The following is a 13,982-nucleotide window of genomic DNA, read 5'->3' as shown; positions in this document are numbered from 1 at the left end:
AGAATAAATGACATTAACAGTTGACACTTTGACAACTTGGATGAATAAGTTTGCGGATAAGGTTAGTGCTAATAAGCAGTATCTTAGCGACTTGGACACGCCAAGCCGGGAGATAAAACCATGGTTGATGTTTGGACCGCATTGCTGCCCGAAATTAAAGAGCAAACTTTAACCGAAGAGAGAATTAAGCAGGCTGTTGCAGCGACAAAGGAACTTGTGGCCAGAAAAGGGCGGGCATCTTATTTAGGTGAGCGGTCAAAAGGGCACATTGATCCAGGGTCCCAATCAAGTGGCTATTTATTTGAAGCATTGCTGGAAACTGAGGGCTTATTATGAGTTTAGGAATTACGCTGGTTTCACACGTCTCAGAAGTTGCCGATGGCCTAAACAGGCTTCTTAGTCAGGTAGCAAAAGACGTTTCAATCACAACTGCCAGTGGCACTAACGATAATGATATTGGTACCAGTATGGAAAAGATTATGACTGCGTTTGCGGAAAACGAAGCGGATGAAATATTGGCTTTTTATGACTTAGGCAGCGCAAAAATGAATTTGGAAATGGCTAGTGAAATGTCTGATAAAAAAGTTCATCTTTATGATGCCGCCTTTATTGAAGGTGCGTATACCGCTGCTTCGCTCATTCAAGCAGGCGTTGGCTTAGCAGAAATTGAGGCCCAGTTAAAACCGCTGCTAATTAAGCAGTAATGGATTTTTTAGTAAAAATATGGAAGAGACTCTAGATTATTGTAAATAATCTGGAGCCTCTTTTTTATGGTTGAAAATGGTGTAAAATATTGATTCCCTTTCGCTGATACTTGTTTAGGAACAAAACTCTTCCGCATGACAATTTGCATGTAGACCCACAGTTTCTGTTCCGGTGGCAGATGAATAATATGAACGTCATTGATCCCCCTTAAACTACTTTTCTTGCTAAGGCAATGCCAACATTTCTTCTTACCAAATCGATCATCAATTTCATTGTCGGAACCGTGTAAATGATTTTGGGCGTGAAATTACCAAATTTAGCTTCTTGATCGAGAAATTCACGGGTTAAGTAGCCCTTATTGCGAACAATAAAGCCGCGGTTGCGTAAGTTGCTGGCAGTGACTTGAGTCAAATTTTTCTATTGGTCATCTAAGCCGGTAATTATCACGAGCTCTGTCCGATTTAAATTGTGAATAAAGTAATTGGAATCATTGATCTGTACCATCCAAGAATAGATTACAACGTCTACCTTGCCCTTAGTCAACCTGGCAAACGCATCGGTAGAGTCTTCCTTCTTGATAAAGTTGTTTGATGATGTCGAGAATATAAATGCTTCCGGCTTCCCAGAAAAGGCAAGCCGGATTTTTTTGTCGCTGGCGTGTTTAACATCGTAGTTGATGTTGGCGATGTCCTGCAATAAAATTACAGACTTTTTGTAAAGCAGCGTACCCGCAAAAGTAAGTTTTAACTTGCTCTTGCGATTTTTTTAATAATCAGCGGATCATTGAAGTTTTTGGTCAAGCGTTTGATTGCCACGGTAATTGTCGGCTGCGTTATTTCAAAATAAGCGGCAATTAATGTATAACTGCCGGTTTCAACTAATTTACCAAAGTAAAAAAGTAGATTTATATGTGAAAGCAAGTTAAGATTTCAAGTATGAATTAAAAAGAAAGTGCAGGGTAAAGAAATGATCTATAATTCATCGCTTAAATGGGACGCAGTTTATGATGTTATCGTGGTTGGCTTTGGTGGCGCCGGTGCTGGAGCGGCTCGTTTTGCTGCCGATAAGGGAGCAAAGGTATTGCTGATTGATTCGGCTCCCGAGGGCAGCGAGGGCGGCAACACACGTTATGCTGGTGGTGCCTTTGCATGGGGAAATAATTTTGCTGACTTAAAAGATTATTACGTGCAGACTTATTATCCGTTTAAATATGACGCAGCCGATTTGGATACTTTTGTTAATAATGTGCTTGAGATGAAAGAATATTCGCAAAAATATTTTGGCATTGAAGCCCAGCCGACTGGTCGGCGTCCCAAGGGTGAGTATCCGGAATACAAGCATGCGGATGCAATGCAATCGCAAAGCATGACTAAGGGCATGTATAATGGTGGCTTTTGGAAGCTGCTGCGTAAAAAAGTTTATGACCGTTTGGACAAGATTGATGTTTGGTTTGCCAGTCCAGCGGAGCATCTGATTCAGGATGCACAAACAGGAACTGTTTTAGGTGTGCAGATTAAGAGAGAAAAGCATGAGCTTAACATTGCTGCACGCAACGGTGTCGTTTTAAGCTGCGGCGGCTTCGAAAACAATCAAGACATGGTGCAGACATTTTTAGGTCAAGGATCGCTTGCGCCGATTGGCACCCTGTACAACCGAGGTAAAGGGATCGACTTAGTTGTTGAAGCAGGAGCCCGTCTGTGGCACATGTCAAATTACGATTCTCATGGTTTGTCCCTTGATGAGGGTGAGCCAAGAGAAAAGTTTGCCTACATGATTAACTGGAAGTCATTATTTAACGGCAGTATTTTCGTTGCAGGTGATGATGGTACCCGTTACTTTAGGGAAGATGAAGAAGACCGCCACGGTTATAAATATAACCATGGTAATTGGGTGATGATTCCTAATCAAAATCATCCGCACATTGTTTTTGACCAAAAGCAATACGATCAGTTAGCTGCGGACACTTCAGACAAGGCGCAGCAGATTAAAGAGCTGCTTACGTATGCGGTTAAGGCAGACTCGCTGGCAACTTTGGCTAAAGAAATAAATGCTCCACAGTTGGAACAAGCAGTTGCCGATTTTAATTTCTTGACGGACGAAAAGAAACGTGACATGTTTCTGAATCGAAAAATTACAACAATGCGGTCACTTGGTGCAGGCCCATACTATGCAATTCCTGTCCGGCATAATATTTTGCATACGCATGGCGGTGGGCACCGTAACCAAAACTGTGAAGTTTTGGATATGCAAGGCAAGGTTATACCGCACTTATATGAAGCCGGTGAACTCGGAGATATTTTTGCTACCAAATATATCGGGGCTAACAGCATTGCTGATCTGCTGATTTCCGGCAAGATAGCTGGTGAAAATGCTGCTGCAGTAAAGGAACAAGTTGTGCAGGCCGACGTTACAACTTCTGCATCGCAAACACCCGAGCTGCATTCTGATGCCCACGCGGAAGTAACTGATTTTCCGGCTGGCAAAAATCAGGGAATCGGAATGAGTGAAAATGGCATAAACGATGCACCAATTGTTGTGCGGGTAACCGTTGATGACCAAAACAAGATAAAAAAAATTGAGACCCTTCAGGAAAAAGAAACGCCAAGCATGGGCGGCAAGGCAATTCCTGTATTAACTAATGAAATGCTTGCTAAACAATCAACCGATGTGGACGCGGTTAGCGGGGCAAGTACGACCAGTAGAGCCTTCAAAGAGGCAGTTACACAAGCATTGGCGCACATAAAGCATTAGAAAAGAGTACATATTTTGAAAATAGATGATGAAACTAAGTGGAACGCCAGTTATGACGTCATTGTTTTAGGATTTGGCGGTGCTGGTGGAACTGCTGCGAGATTTGCTGCCGATAATGGGGCCAAGGTTTTGCTGGTTGATGCCGCACCGTATGGGCATGAAGGCGGCAATACCCGCTATTCTGCCCAACACGTGGCGATGGCGCATGACCGTGCGAAAATCGATGACTATTATCAAGCATTAGCAGCACCATATACGGTTGAAGCTAAGACAATGAAAGCTTATTTGGATGGTTTTGTTAGTATGCCGCAGTACTTTATCGATTATTTAGGGATTAATCCTTTCATTTGGTCACGAGATTACCGGGTCGGTGATCATTTGGCTAAGAAGTCACATTTATGTGAATATCCTGAATATGCTGGTGCTGACACATTCGATTTTATACTCGTGCACAATCAGGATTTTGATGCAGGTTTATGGAAAGTGATCCGAAAAAATGTTTTGGAGCGGCAGGAACAGATTGACGTTTGGCTTAACTCTAAGGCAGAAAACTTGCTGCAGGATCCTGAAACGGGTGCGATTCAGGGCGTTGTTGTTGAGCGCAATCACCAGAAATATTGTTTACATGCAAATAATGGTGTCGTCTTGGCTACCGGCGGTTTTGAAAATAATGCAGAAATGCAGCAGGATTACTTGCACGTATCTAAATTAACACCGTTAGGAACCCTGTATAACAATGGCGACGGAATTCGGATGGCACAAGAAGTTGGTGCCCAAATGTGGCACATGGGTAACTACGAATCGTTGGGAATTGTCCCTGGCTACGTCATTGCCGAAAGTGCCGGTACGCGCGGACGCCAAATTAGCGGCTGGAAGAACATGAAGTCGGGATCAATTTTGGCGATTGCCGATGATGGAACACGCTTCATGAAAGAAGATGCCAAGTTTCGCCATGGTCATATTTATCAGCACGGTGATTACCTGCTTCCTCATGCTTATGACAATGCCTGGCTTGTTTTTGACCAGAAACAGTACGACAAATTTGTTCAAGAAAAAGAAGCTGGCAAACTAAAATACCAAGACTTGTTTAAGAAAATTATTAGTGCAGATTCCGTCGAAAAATTAGCAGCTAAAATGGCGGTTCCTGCTGCTAATTTAGACCAGACCATTCACCGTTTTAATCAGTATGCAAGAGATGGTTATGACCCAGAATTTAAGCGCGCACCGGAAAGCCTAACTGAATTTAGTGCAGGCAAGCTTTATGGAATTAACTTGGCACCAGCGGTTTTGAACACACAGGGTGGGCCGGTCCATGATGAGCAAGCAAGAATTTTGGATGCGAATAATCAGCCGCTTGCCCACCTCTTTAGTGCGGGTGAATTAGGCGGAATGTGTGTCAACCGTTATCAAGGAGGTGGTAATCTGGCAGAATGTTTAATTTTTGGCAAAATTGCTGGCGAGAATGCTGCTAAAACTAATTCTGAACAGAAAGCAATTAAATTAGTCAATGCTATATCTGCGGTCAATGATTTGGTTGCGGGTTCGCGTGAAGATACAGTCGAACTAGGTCCTAACCAATATCTAGGCTCATCCGAAGCGGGCATTGGCGGCAAAATTCTGGTTCGAGTCACTTATTCAGATAAACAAATTAAAAACGTTGAAGTGCTTGAAAATCATGAAACTGAGGGGATTGGGGCAACGGCAATTAAAGAATTGCCCAAGCAGATTGTGGCTGCCAATTCAACCAAGGTTGATGCGGCTTCCGGTGCTTCATCTACAACGAGAGCTTTGGAAGAAGCTGTAGATCGGGCAATTAAAAAAGCAGAGCAATAAATTTGGAAGGAGAAAAAATGTTAGATAAATTTCAGTGGAAGAAATGGATTCTTCCCTTGGCGATTGGTATTATTTTATGGCTGTTAACCCCGTTAAAGCCCGGAGCAATCAGTGTTGCGGCCTGGCATTTGTTTGCAATTTTTATTGCGACAATTATTGCCTGTGTAACTAAGCCACTGCCAATGATGGCAACGACCTTAATCGCGATTACGATTGCCACGTTGACTGGCATCTTTAATATGAATGAAGTTGCAGCCGGTTTTGGTAATTCAACCGCCTGGATGGTTGCCATGTGTATGTTCATGGCAGCCGGATTCATTAAATCGGGATTAGGGAAGCGGATTGCTTATTTCTTTGTTAAGACTTTTGGTAAGAAAACGTTAGGCTTAGCCTATGCGTTATCAATGGTTGAAACAGTTTTAGCAATTGGCATTCCAAGTAATAATGCCCGGGTTAACGGAATCATGTACCCGATTATCGATAATCTATCTAAGGAGATGGGTTCAGATCCTAAAAAAGGAACCCAAAGAAAAATGGGCTCCTTTCTGGTCTTTAATGAATATGAAGTTAATATCGTTACTTCAACGATGTTTTTGACTGGGCTGGCAGGAAACATGGTTGCCTTAGGAATCGCCAAAACACAAAATATTTCAATTTCATGGATGCAATGGTTCTTGGCAGCTCTTGTTCCGGGTGTAATTTCGCTCTTAGTAGTGCCATTCATTTTATATAAAATTTACCCGCCCGAGGTTAAGGAAACGCCAAACGCTCATGCTTGGGCTGATATCAGGTTACAAGAATTGGGCAAGATGACAGCTGCAGAAAAAATCATGTCGGTTGTTTTCGTTCTAGCCGTAATTTTATGGCTGGTTGGTGCAAAATTTGGAATTGATGCAACTGAAGTCAGTTTTATTGCAGTTGCCTTGTTGCTAATAACCGGGGTAATCAACGTTAAAGATATTTTGGGTCAAAGTTTTGCTTGGAATATTTTAACCTGGTTATCGATTATCATGCTGATGTCCCAAAAATTAATGGTTTTAGGTTTCTTCCCGTGGTTCTCAAAGACACTTGGTAGTGCACTTCACGGCATGAATTGGATTCTAGTCCTGGTAGTTTTATATTTGGTATACTTCTATCTCCACTATCTTTTTCCAAGTGTTTCCACGCAAATTTCTGCTCTTTATGCAGGCTTTTTATCCGTTGCTATCGGTGCCGGTGTTCCACCGGTAATGGCTGCGTTAATGCTGGCGTTTGATGGGTCTTTATACTTGTCAACATCAAGCTATTCGGCCGGACCAGCGGCACTACTTTCCTCAACCGGTTACGTTTCTAATAAGGATTGGTGGAAATTAAGTGCGATCATTGGTGTAGTCCTGAATGTAATTTGGCTTGGCGGCGGATTACTTTGGACTAAAGTTATCGGTATGTGGTAAAACACGCTATAAACATTAATACATCAGCAGTTTGTTATGCTGATGTATTTTTTTACGTAAATTTAAATTATATTGAATATAAATATTAAGAGTCATTACAGCAGTTTTGTAACTTGGTTTTTCTTTCTAAATTTTATTAGAGGTTATCATACTCATTGACTTTAGGTAGAAAAATATTTTTATCCTTTTGTCATGCTAGGATCATTGGAGCTTTAAAGCCCCAATAATTGTTTTTTCTTAGTGTCGAATTCATCCTTGGGTAAGAATTCCATCATCCATTAGTTGCTTGTATTTTCGTATTTCTGTAGGGATGTCAATGATTGTATCAGTACTTTTGTCTTCGATAGCTCTTTCTTCTGCATCTTTTTTGGCTTTCCAACTATCTAGAATTGCGATGACATGATTTAAATTTGAATATGCCATTTTAACAATAAAACCGTCTGCCTTACTTTTAGCAGTTAAAAGCTCAACTTCAAAACTACTACCATCAGTCAGATTAATAACTAAACCGAGGTGGTCGATGTATTCCTTCATCTTGCCACCAGTAGTGCCAGCAATAAGGGCACCAACTGCAGCACGAGTAATAGTGTGGTCATGGCCTTTTTCATTGACCTAAAATAGTATAAACCAATCGGAATGCCAAATACTTCAGCAAATGATAAAATTTTAAACAGATCTACAAGATAACATTTGGCATTGATTCAGGTGAATTATATGACTTCTTAAGTCAACAACTAATTTATGTTTAACAAGATTATCATGCTTGTAGCGAAATATGCGCCAGCTAATTCATGGAAAAATGGCTTATATTTAGAATTTTTACTTGCTAGTAACATGAAAGCAGATAGTACTAGTAAAATTATTGCTGCTGTAACTTCTACATAAAAATTTTCAATTAAAAAATTTCGCTTTAAAAATACTATGGAGATGAGATTTACAGTAACTAATATGCCAGCTATTAAGGCACTCAGATACTCAACCACTTTGATAGGCTTACTGCTATTTATATGTTTTCTGTATATCCAAAGTGTTATGCTTAATAGACTTCTTCGATAATTAGTAAATTTATCCTAGCTAATCTATCTTATTTTGCGATAAAATACTTTCATGGAGTGTGAAGCCTAATGTTATCCTATCAAGAAGACTTTAAAAATTTATCCGCTAAGGATTTTAAACAGTTAGTTGGTGTCAAACCTGCTACTTTTTCCGTTATGTGTGACCTGGTTAAAGCAGATTATGACCGCAGTCATGCGCATCATGGCCGTAAAAGCAAGGTTTCAATTGAAGATAAAGTCTTAATCATGCTTAAATACTATCGTGAATATATCACAATGAAGTCTTTAGCTGTCAACTTTCACTTAGCAGAATCAACTGTTCATGACATTATTACTCATACTGAAGAAGTTTTAATTAAAAGCGGTAAGTTCAACTTACCTGGTCGTAAACAACTGGTTGGCAGCGATATGGAGAGTGATTATCTAATCGTTGACGGGACCGACTCCCCAATTCAAAGGCCTAAAAAAAGCAAAAAGAATACTACACCGGTAAACATAAAAAGCATGCACTCAAAACGCAAATAGTAATTGCTGCCAAGACAATGCAAATTATTGCTATTGCTTTTGCCAAAGGAGCAGTTCATGATTTCAAGTTATATCAAACTTCATTAGGTAAGAGAGTAACAGGCAACCACTGTATAATTGCCGACAGTGGATATCAAGGAATTAAAAAATTACACTTTAACAGCACAACCCCGATTAAGAAATCAAAGAAACGGCCATTATCCAAGACAGATAAAGAGTTCAACCATGAATTATCAAAAGTCAGGATTAAAGTAGAACAGATTAATGCTAAGTTCAAGACATTTAAAATAATGGCAGAGAAATATCGCAATCGGCGGAGAAGGTTTAAATTAAGAGCAAGCTTAATTTGTGGGCTTTGTAATTATGAATTGCTAAAACTCTAAAACAATTTCCGAAGAAGTCTAATGTAAAAAATATAAAAAATGCTATATTTGGCAAAATTTTGCTCTCCTTTTTAAATTTAAATATCAAGTTATATTGAAAAATTATACAACGATACGGTTATAAAAAATATCGATTAATAAGGAAAACTAATCAGCTTAAAAATGCAAGTGAAGCAATTTGTTCTTATTTATGAATAATCACAGCTTAATATATGATAAAGTTTCTTTGATATAAAGTTAATGACCACCTTTTCTTCTATAATATTAGGTATAAAAGAGAAGAGGCAAGAAAATGAAAAATAATACAAAACACAATTTTGCTGTTGGCCTAACTTTCTTAGCACTAGGAACTAGTGGGATGTTAGTTGTTAGCCAGCCAGTAGCAGCCGATACACCTGTCGTTCCAAGTAGCAATACCAGTGCTACCGGTGCTTGGAGCGGAATAGACGGTGATTGCAGTTGGAATTACGACGTTGTAACTAAGACACTGACTTTTAATGGCGGGCAACTATCAAGCGTCCCTTTGGCTAAAGAAATATCTTGGGCTAATAATATTGAACACATTAATTTTTCTAAGAATACTAAATTACCAGCTGATGCACAGAATAAATTAGGCAATCTGGGTAATTTACAGGATATTCAAGGCCTAGATAAGCTGGACAGCAGTGCTACCACTAACATGGCAAATTTATTTGCCAATGATTACAACTTAACTAGTTTAGATTTGAGTCATCTCGATACTAGTAAAGTAACTAATATGAATTTTATGTTTTCCTACGATAGTGCTTTAACCAATCTGGATATTAGCAAGTTTGATACCAGTAATGTCACTGATATGAGTGGGATGTTCAACCAAACTATTAAATTAAGCGCCCTTGATTTGACTAATTTTAATACTAAAAATGTGACGACAATGAACGGGATGTTTTCTTGGAATCGTCTGGCGAATCTTGATTTAAGTCACTTTGATACCAGCAATGTAACAGACATGACTAACATGTTTCAAGGCAGTGGGGTTGCAGGTGCAAAATTAGACTTGAGCCACTTCAATACGAGCAAGGTTACAGATATGGCAGGGATGTTCAGTGGTGCAAAGTATGACCAAATTGATTTAAGTCACTTTGATACTAGTCATGTTACGGATATGAGTTATATGTTCTATGATGCGAGTTTAACTAACCTGAATTTAGCACAGCTTGATACCCAAAACGTTACAAATATGTGCAGCATGTTTTCCAGATTTACTCACTTACAGGATTTAGATTTAAGCAAATTGAATACTAGTAATGTTACCAATATGAGTGAGATGTTTTCACTTAATTCAGATGTGACTAGTCTGGATTTAAGTCATTTTAATACCAGCAAGGTTACAAATATGTCATACATGTTTGAGGCTGATACCGGATTGACTCATTTAGATTTGAGTAGTTTTGACACTTCTAAAGTTACGGATATGCATTACATGTTTGAAGAAGACAAGTCTCTGCCAAAATTGGATTTGCACAATTTTGATACGCGCAACTTAGTCAATATGTCGTCAATGTTTAGAAAAGATTCGCAGCTCGTTAGTATAGACTTGCATAACTTTGATACCAGCAAGGTAAAAGTTATGGATAACTTGTTTGAATACGATCCGAAACTGAAAAATATCAATCTTAAGGGTTGGAATACCAAAAGCGTTACGGTTATGGGCAGCATGTTCAGGCATTGCCCTAGTCTAGTTTATGTTGATTTAAGTGGTTTTTACACACCGAAATTAACCGATTCGACTTTAATGTTTCAGTTTGATAAAAAATTAGCTGGCGTCGATCTCAGTCATTTTAATATTCATAACAGTGCGATATTGCAGAGTGCCGGCAGTCCTGACGGTTTGGCCGTTAAGTTGGGTCACTACAAGTTACGGAAGAGTTCCGGCATTGGCGCTGATTATAAGCATATTCAAGCTGTAGGCAAGGGCACAATTAGGCGGCCGCGGGGTAAGCATTATACTGCCAAGCAGTTATTCAAGCTTTATCATAAATCTGCTAAGAAGAGTCCAAAGGAAGTTTACGTCATGTATAATGGCAAGAAGCCGCAGTTTCCTAAAGGCTTCGATCTGAAATAAGTGGTTGTTCGTCAAGTCCAGTTGATGAGAAATAATATTTAATTTGAAATACTTTAGGCAACTGCGCTTAAAGTATTTTCTTTTAGCACGGCATTTTTTGTTTCCAACATGATTCTGGTAACCAAATTATCAAAGTTACGATAGCCGTAAGCTGTTCGTTCAATCTGTTTAATCTTACGGTTGGTGCCTTCAACACAGCCATTGGCATATTTCGATATTGCTGCATTGATTACAGCCTTTTGGTTGCGTTTAAAAGTCTTAAGTGTGGTTTTCATTTGCTCTCCTAAATCATCTTTACAGTTTAACAATCTCATCATCTCTTGCTCGTCATGTGTTCGCAGGGCTTTATTAAAGGTCTGCATCAGCTCATAGGTTGACCGTAACTTGGGGCTGACATCTAGGCCTTCATCAACGATAAAAGCTTGATTAGACATCCTTTTGAGGTGGTGATAGTACTTCAGCTTATCGCACTTTAAATCAGCCACTGGTTTTAAATAAAATTTCCAGTAGAATTTAAGCAATTTATAGCGTTGATCACCAGGAGCAAATTGTTTCATTGTCTGCATCAGCAGTTGGTTAAACGACCGATTAAGCATCTGAATGATGTGAAAACGATCGATAACGACTAGAGCGTTAGGAAACAGCTCATGGGCAATATCCTGGTAATAAGAATTAAGATCCATGGTAATAGTTTTTACCTGATTTCTAACAGTTAAAGGAAAATGATTGAAATAAGCAATAATATCTTTCCTTAAGCGAGTTTCTAATACCCGAATAATGCGATGACTGGCACCATCAATGAAAATAAAGTGCAGCTGTCGTCCAACGCCGCGAAATTCATCAACACCTAAATGCGGCGGTAGGTAATCATAATCATCTGCTCGCGGCTGTTTACCGAATTTAGTCAGAACACGCAATACTGTATGATCAGAAACATTATTAGCCTGAGCAATTTCTTTCATGGAACGATCGGTAGTCAATTCTTGGAGAATCTTTTGTTTGCCAGGTTTAGCAATAAAACAGCCCTTATCAACTAATGAACTGCTGGCCAAGAAGGTCTGATGACAATGACGACAATACAGCCGTTGTTTGTTCAGTTTAATCTGCAAAGGGTGAGAAGCGTTGTAAGCAGGATAATGAACCATTGAGAGATAATGCCCATTATGAACTAATGGGCCATGACAAGTGGGACATTGTGTCAGAGGCAATTTAAGTTCAGCGACTAATATTTTAGTAACCTGATCGTCAGCTAAATAAAAATCAAAGAAGATAAGATTTTTGTCTTTAATATCAAGCAGAAATTTAATAGAATTAGTAAGAGAGGATATGATAAAACTCCTTAAAATCAAGAGATTGTGGTAGATTAACGGATATTAGGGAAGACAGTTTTAACTGTCCTCTTTTTTTTGCCTTTTAAGCAAAAGAATATCCTGTTAATAAGATACCATAAGGTTACTCATCAACAGGATAAATTGTACAGCCAAATAAGTTTAATTAGAAAAAAACAGAACTAGCTTCCAAAACGAAGTTGGTTCTGTTTTTTGACTGTTAGCAATTTGCTTAGGAAAACTGCTAGTATTGTACTTATAAATATTTTTGTAAATAATGCAAGTTAACTCCATGGTTGGAAGTCTAATGCTGTCAATTGGGCTTGACTAGTCTTAAGCAGCCAAGTAGCTTCTTTAACTTGAGCAACGGTCGCCTTGTCAGAGTTGATTAAGACAGCAGCGTTAGCTAAGGCAGCATCATAAGTTTTCCGCAGTTCTGATAGAGAATACCGATATTCATTACTACTTTCAACTTTTTGACCATCAGCTAATAAAGTCTGTAAGTCGCTCTTATCAGCCGCGGTAGCAACTTTTTGGTCAGCTTCCGTATCCTGCTCGCTATTAATCGGCGTTAATTTAATGCCGCGAACGAATTTGACATCGCTGGCCTTGATAAACATGTTGCTGTAATCCTTTGTTTTACTTGGACTTTCGGAATTACTGTCAGCTGCAGTAGTCGTTATTGCCTTGTTATCTGTGCTTGGATTTACGGCCGTAGCAGCTGGTGTAACTGGTGTGGCCGTCTTGTCAGTGATATGGGTTTCACTGTCAGAACCTAACAGGTGATAGAACAATTCAGCCTTGTGTTCGCTTGCTACCCATAGATAAAGCATGCCGTCAACCTCAACCAAGTTGTGGTAGTCGCCTTTAACAGTGCTTTGGCTGTCTGTGCCGTCGAAGTTATACAGGGGCAGCTCAGTATTACTATTGCCTGTTGTAGTGACATAACTATATGCCAAGTTATCATAATCGTCAGTTGGCAAATCCTTTCTTAAGGTAATATAAAATTCTGAAACATATTCATCAGGATAATCATGCAATCTGTAGATATAACCGTCGAAGTCTTCTGCCCAAGGTGCAACCGCTAGGTCCACCTTAACTTTTTGGCCCTTTTTAAGAGTGTGCTTGGTTTTGCGGTTAGCAATATTTTGGGTAACCGTGTCAGCCTTAAGCGTTGCTGTGGTTACGCCATTAAAGCGGAGGACTTGTCCGTCAACACTGGCAACATTAGCCGCATTGATGTAGTGCCCACGTCCAATTGAGTAGTAGTAACCGCCCTTGATCTTAGTCATTGGCAGATAGCAAACCGTTGGGTTCTCAGAGCGCGCGTTATTTTGATAGAAAAAGTATTCTGGTAAACTACCACTGCTAGTCTTAGCCTTTCCTGCATGGCTAATGATACTGTTTACTGCTATGGTTTGGCGGGTCCGCTTGCCGTTTTTGGTGTAAACACGTGAGCGGCAACTCAGAGTTAACTTTCCTTGCTTAATATTTTTGCCGTTAACCTTGACAACGTCGGCAGCGTTAACGTAATTATTCTTTTCTATATTATAGTATAGTTGACCACGAACTTTGACAGTCTTGCCAGTGTATGGTATATCACCAATATCATTGTTATCAATATAATTGTAACCTTGAGCATCTTGGTTGACGTAGACGTCGGTGTTATTGTTAGTAGACTTGATTTTTTTCCCAGATTGGTTATAGACGCGGGTACTGTTGAGTAAAACTAGTTGCCGTTGCTTGCTGGCTTGAGCAGTTTGCGTGTTGCTGAGTCCAGATAAAACTGGACTGGCAGCAAGCAATGTTGCAACTAAGCCGACTAATAATTTTTTATTTGTTTTCATTTTTAGCCTCACTAATAA

14 protein-coding genes and 1 pseudogene are annotated in these 13,982 nt (G+C 39.5%); 9 read left to right on the top strand and 6 right to left on the bottom strand.

Features of this window, described 5'->3' with window-relative positions:
• Positions 1-7 precede the first annotated feature (7 nt).
• From PT285_RS11445 to dhaM, 3 genes and pseudogenes are all read left to right on the top strand, one after another.
• Positions 8-172: a hypothetical protein gene (locus PT285_RS11445; RefSeq protein ID WP_374211466.1), complete on the top strand. Its 165-nt coding sequence runs from the start codon at positions 8-10 to the stop codon at positions 170-172.
• Positions 94-336: pseudogene (locus tag PT285_RS06370) on the top strand (DAK2 domain-containing protein); the annotation flags it as partial. The gene PT285_RS11445 and the pseudogene PT285_RS06370, both read left to right, overlap by 79 nt.
• Complete coding sequence (gene dhaM / locus PT285_RS06365; RefSeq protein WP_277148831.1) at positions 333-704, top strand: dihydroxyacetone kinase phosphoryl donor subunit DhaM; 372 nt, start codon at positions 333-335, stop codon at positions 702-704. The pseudogene PT285_RS06370 and the gene dhaM, both read left to right, overlap by 4 nt.
• 208 nt (positions 705-912) lie before the next feature.
• Here dhaM and PT285_RS06360 read toward each other — a convergent pair whose 3' ends face one another.
• Genes PT285_RS06360 through PT285_RS06350 form a run of 3 tightly spaced genes read right to left on the bottom strand, consistent with a single transcriptional unit; the run spans position 913 to position 1,625 of the window.
• The gene (locus PT285_RS06360) at positions 913-1,116 is read right to left on the bottom strand and encodes a LysR family transcriptional regulator substrate-binding protein (protein ID WP_277148830.1); all 204 of its coding nucleotides are present in this window, start codon (positions 1,114-1,116) and stop codon (positions 913-915) included.
• A 6-nt stretch (positions 1,117-1,122) separates the two neighbouring features.
• A complete protein-coding gene (locus PT285_RS06355) occupies positions 1,123-1,401 on the bottom strand; it encodes a hypothetical protein (RefSeq protein WP_277148828.1) in 279 nt (92 codons plus the stop codon).
• A 47-nt stretch (positions 1,402-1,448) separates the two neighbouring features.
• Positions 1,449-1,625 (bottom strand): LysR family transcriptional regulator, encoded by a 177-nt coding sequence (locus PT285_RS06350; protein WP_277148826.1) that lies wholly within the window; start codon positions 1,623-1,625, stop codon positions 1,449-1,451.
• A gap of 46 nt (positions 1,626-1,671) precedes the next feature.
• Here PT285_RS06350 and PT285_RS06345 point away from each other — a divergent pair, with 46 nt between their 5' ends.
• Genes PT285_RS06345 through PT285_RS06335 form a run of 3 tightly spaced genes read left to right on the top strand, consistent with a single transcriptional unit; the run spans position 1,672 to position 6,722 of the window.
• The gene (locus tag PT285_RS06345; RefSeq protein ID WP_277148824.1) at positions 1,672-3,456 is read left to right on the top strand and encodes an FAD-binding protein; all 1,785 of its coding nucleotides are present in this window, start codon (positions 1,672-1,674) and stop codon (positions 3,454-3,456) included.
• 15 nt (positions 3,457-3,471) lie between these two features.
• A complete protein-coding gene (locus tag PT285_RS06340) occupies positions 3,472-5,289 on the top strand; it encodes an FAD-binding protein (protein WP_277148822.1) in 1,818 nt (605 codons plus the stop codon).
• A gap of 17 nt (positions 5,290-5,306) precedes the next feature.
• Positions 5,307-6,722 carry a DASS family sodium-coupled anion symporter gene (locus PT285_RS06335; protein WP_277148820.1) on the top strand — a complete coding sequence of 472 codons (1,416 nt, stop codon included), beginning with the start codon at positions 5,307-5,309 and terminating at the stop codon, positions 6,720-6,722.
• A gap of 249 nt (positions 6,723-6,971) precedes the next feature.
• On the opposite strand, the gene PT285_RS06330 is transcribed toward PT285_RS06335, so the two are convergent.
• Entirely contained in the window at positions 6,972-7,256 is a 285-nt protein-coding gene (locus PT285_RS06330) for a hypothetical protein (RefSeq protein ID WP_277148819.1), read from the bottom strand.
• Between the two features lie 590 nt (positions 7,257-7,846).
• Here PT285_RS06330 and PT285_RS06325 point away from each other — a divergent pair.
• The 3 genes from PT285_RS06325 (at position 7,847) to PT285_RS06315 (ending at position 10,789) form a co-directional block, all read left to right on the top strand.
• The gene (locus tag PT285_RS06325; RefSeq protein ID WP_277148811.1) at positions 7,847-8,302 is read left to right on the top strand and encodes a transposase family protein; all 456 of its coding nucleotides are present in this window, start codon (positions 7,847-7,849) and stop codon (positions 8,300-8,302) included.
• Positions 8,299-8,685 carry a transposase family protein gene (locus PT285_RS06320; protein ID WP_308203025.1) on the top strand — a complete coding sequence of 129 codons (387 nt, stop codon included), beginning with the start codon at positions 8,299-8,301 and terminating at the stop codon, positions 8,683-8,685. The genes PT285_RS06325 and PT285_RS06320 overlap by 4 nt, the downstream gene beginning before the upstream one ends.
• 292 nt (positions 8,686-8,977) lie before the next feature.
• Positions 8,978-10,789 carry a BspA family leucine-rich repeat surface protein gene (locus PT285_RS06315; protein ID WP_277148817.1) on the top strand — a complete coding sequence of 604 codons (1,812 nt, stop codon included), beginning with the start codon at positions 8,978-8,980 and terminating at the stop codon, positions 10,787-10,789.
• 53 nt (positions 10,790-10,842) lie between these two features.
• On the opposite strand, the gene PT285_RS06310 is transcribed toward PT285_RS06315, so the two are convergent.
• Positions 10,843-12,117 (bottom strand): ISL3 family transposase, encoded by a 1,275-nt coding sequence (locus PT285_RS06310; RefSeq protein WP_277150635.1) that lies wholly within the window; start codon positions 12,115-12,117, stop codon positions 10,843-10,845.
• 284 nt (positions 12,118-12,401) lie between these two features.
• Positions 12,402-13,964 carry an SLAP domain-containing protein gene (locus PT285_RS06305; RefSeq protein WP_277148815.1) on the bottom strand — a complete coding sequence of 521 codons (1,563 nt, stop codon included), beginning with the start codon at positions 13,962-13,964 and terminating at the stop codon, positions 12,402-12,404.
• Positions 13,965-13,982: the final 18 nt, after the last annotated feature.

Source organism: Lactobacillus sp. ESL0791, assembly GCF_029433255.1.
Classification (GTDB): domain Bacteria; phylum Bacillota; class Bacilli; order Lactobacillales; family Lactobacillaceae; genus Lactobacillus.
The sequence above is the reverse complement of the archived record's forward strand: the minus strand, read 5'-3'. Positions and strand labels throughout refer to the sequence as shown.

Bases quoted from the DNA above. Each gene is read 5' to 3' on its own strand.
- PT285_RS06330 (WP_277148819.1), bottom strand. From the start codon at position 7,256: ATGAAGGAATACATCGACCACCTCGGTTTAGTTATTAATCTGACTGAT.
- PT285_RS06335 (WP_277148820.1), top strand. From the start codon at position 5,307: ATGTTAGATAAATTTCAGTGGAAGAAATGGATTCTTCCCTTGGCGATT.
- PT285_RS06315 (WP_277148817.1), top strand. From the start codon at position 8,978: ATGAAAAATAATACAAAACACAATTTTGCTGTTGGCCTAACTTTCTTA.
- dhaM (WP_277148831.1), top strand. From the start codon at position 333: ATGAGTTTAGGAATTACGCTGGTTTCACACGTCTCAGAAGTTGCCGAT.
- PT285_RS06305 (WP_277148815.1), bottom strand. From the start codon at position 13,964: ATGAAAACAAATAAAAAATTATTAGTCGGCTTAGTTGCAACATTGCTT.
- PT285_RS06325 (WP_277148811.1), top strand. From the start codon at position 7,847: ATGTTATCCTATCAAGAAGACTTTAAAAATTTATCCGCTAAGGATTTT.
- PT285_RS11445 (WP_374211466.1), top strand. From the start codon at position 8: ATGACATTAACAGTTGACACTTTGACAACTTGGATGAATAAGTTTGCG.
- PT285_RS06345 (WP_277148824.1), top strand. From the start codon at position 1,672: ATGATCTATAATTCATCGCTTAAATGGGACGCAGTTTATGATGTTATC.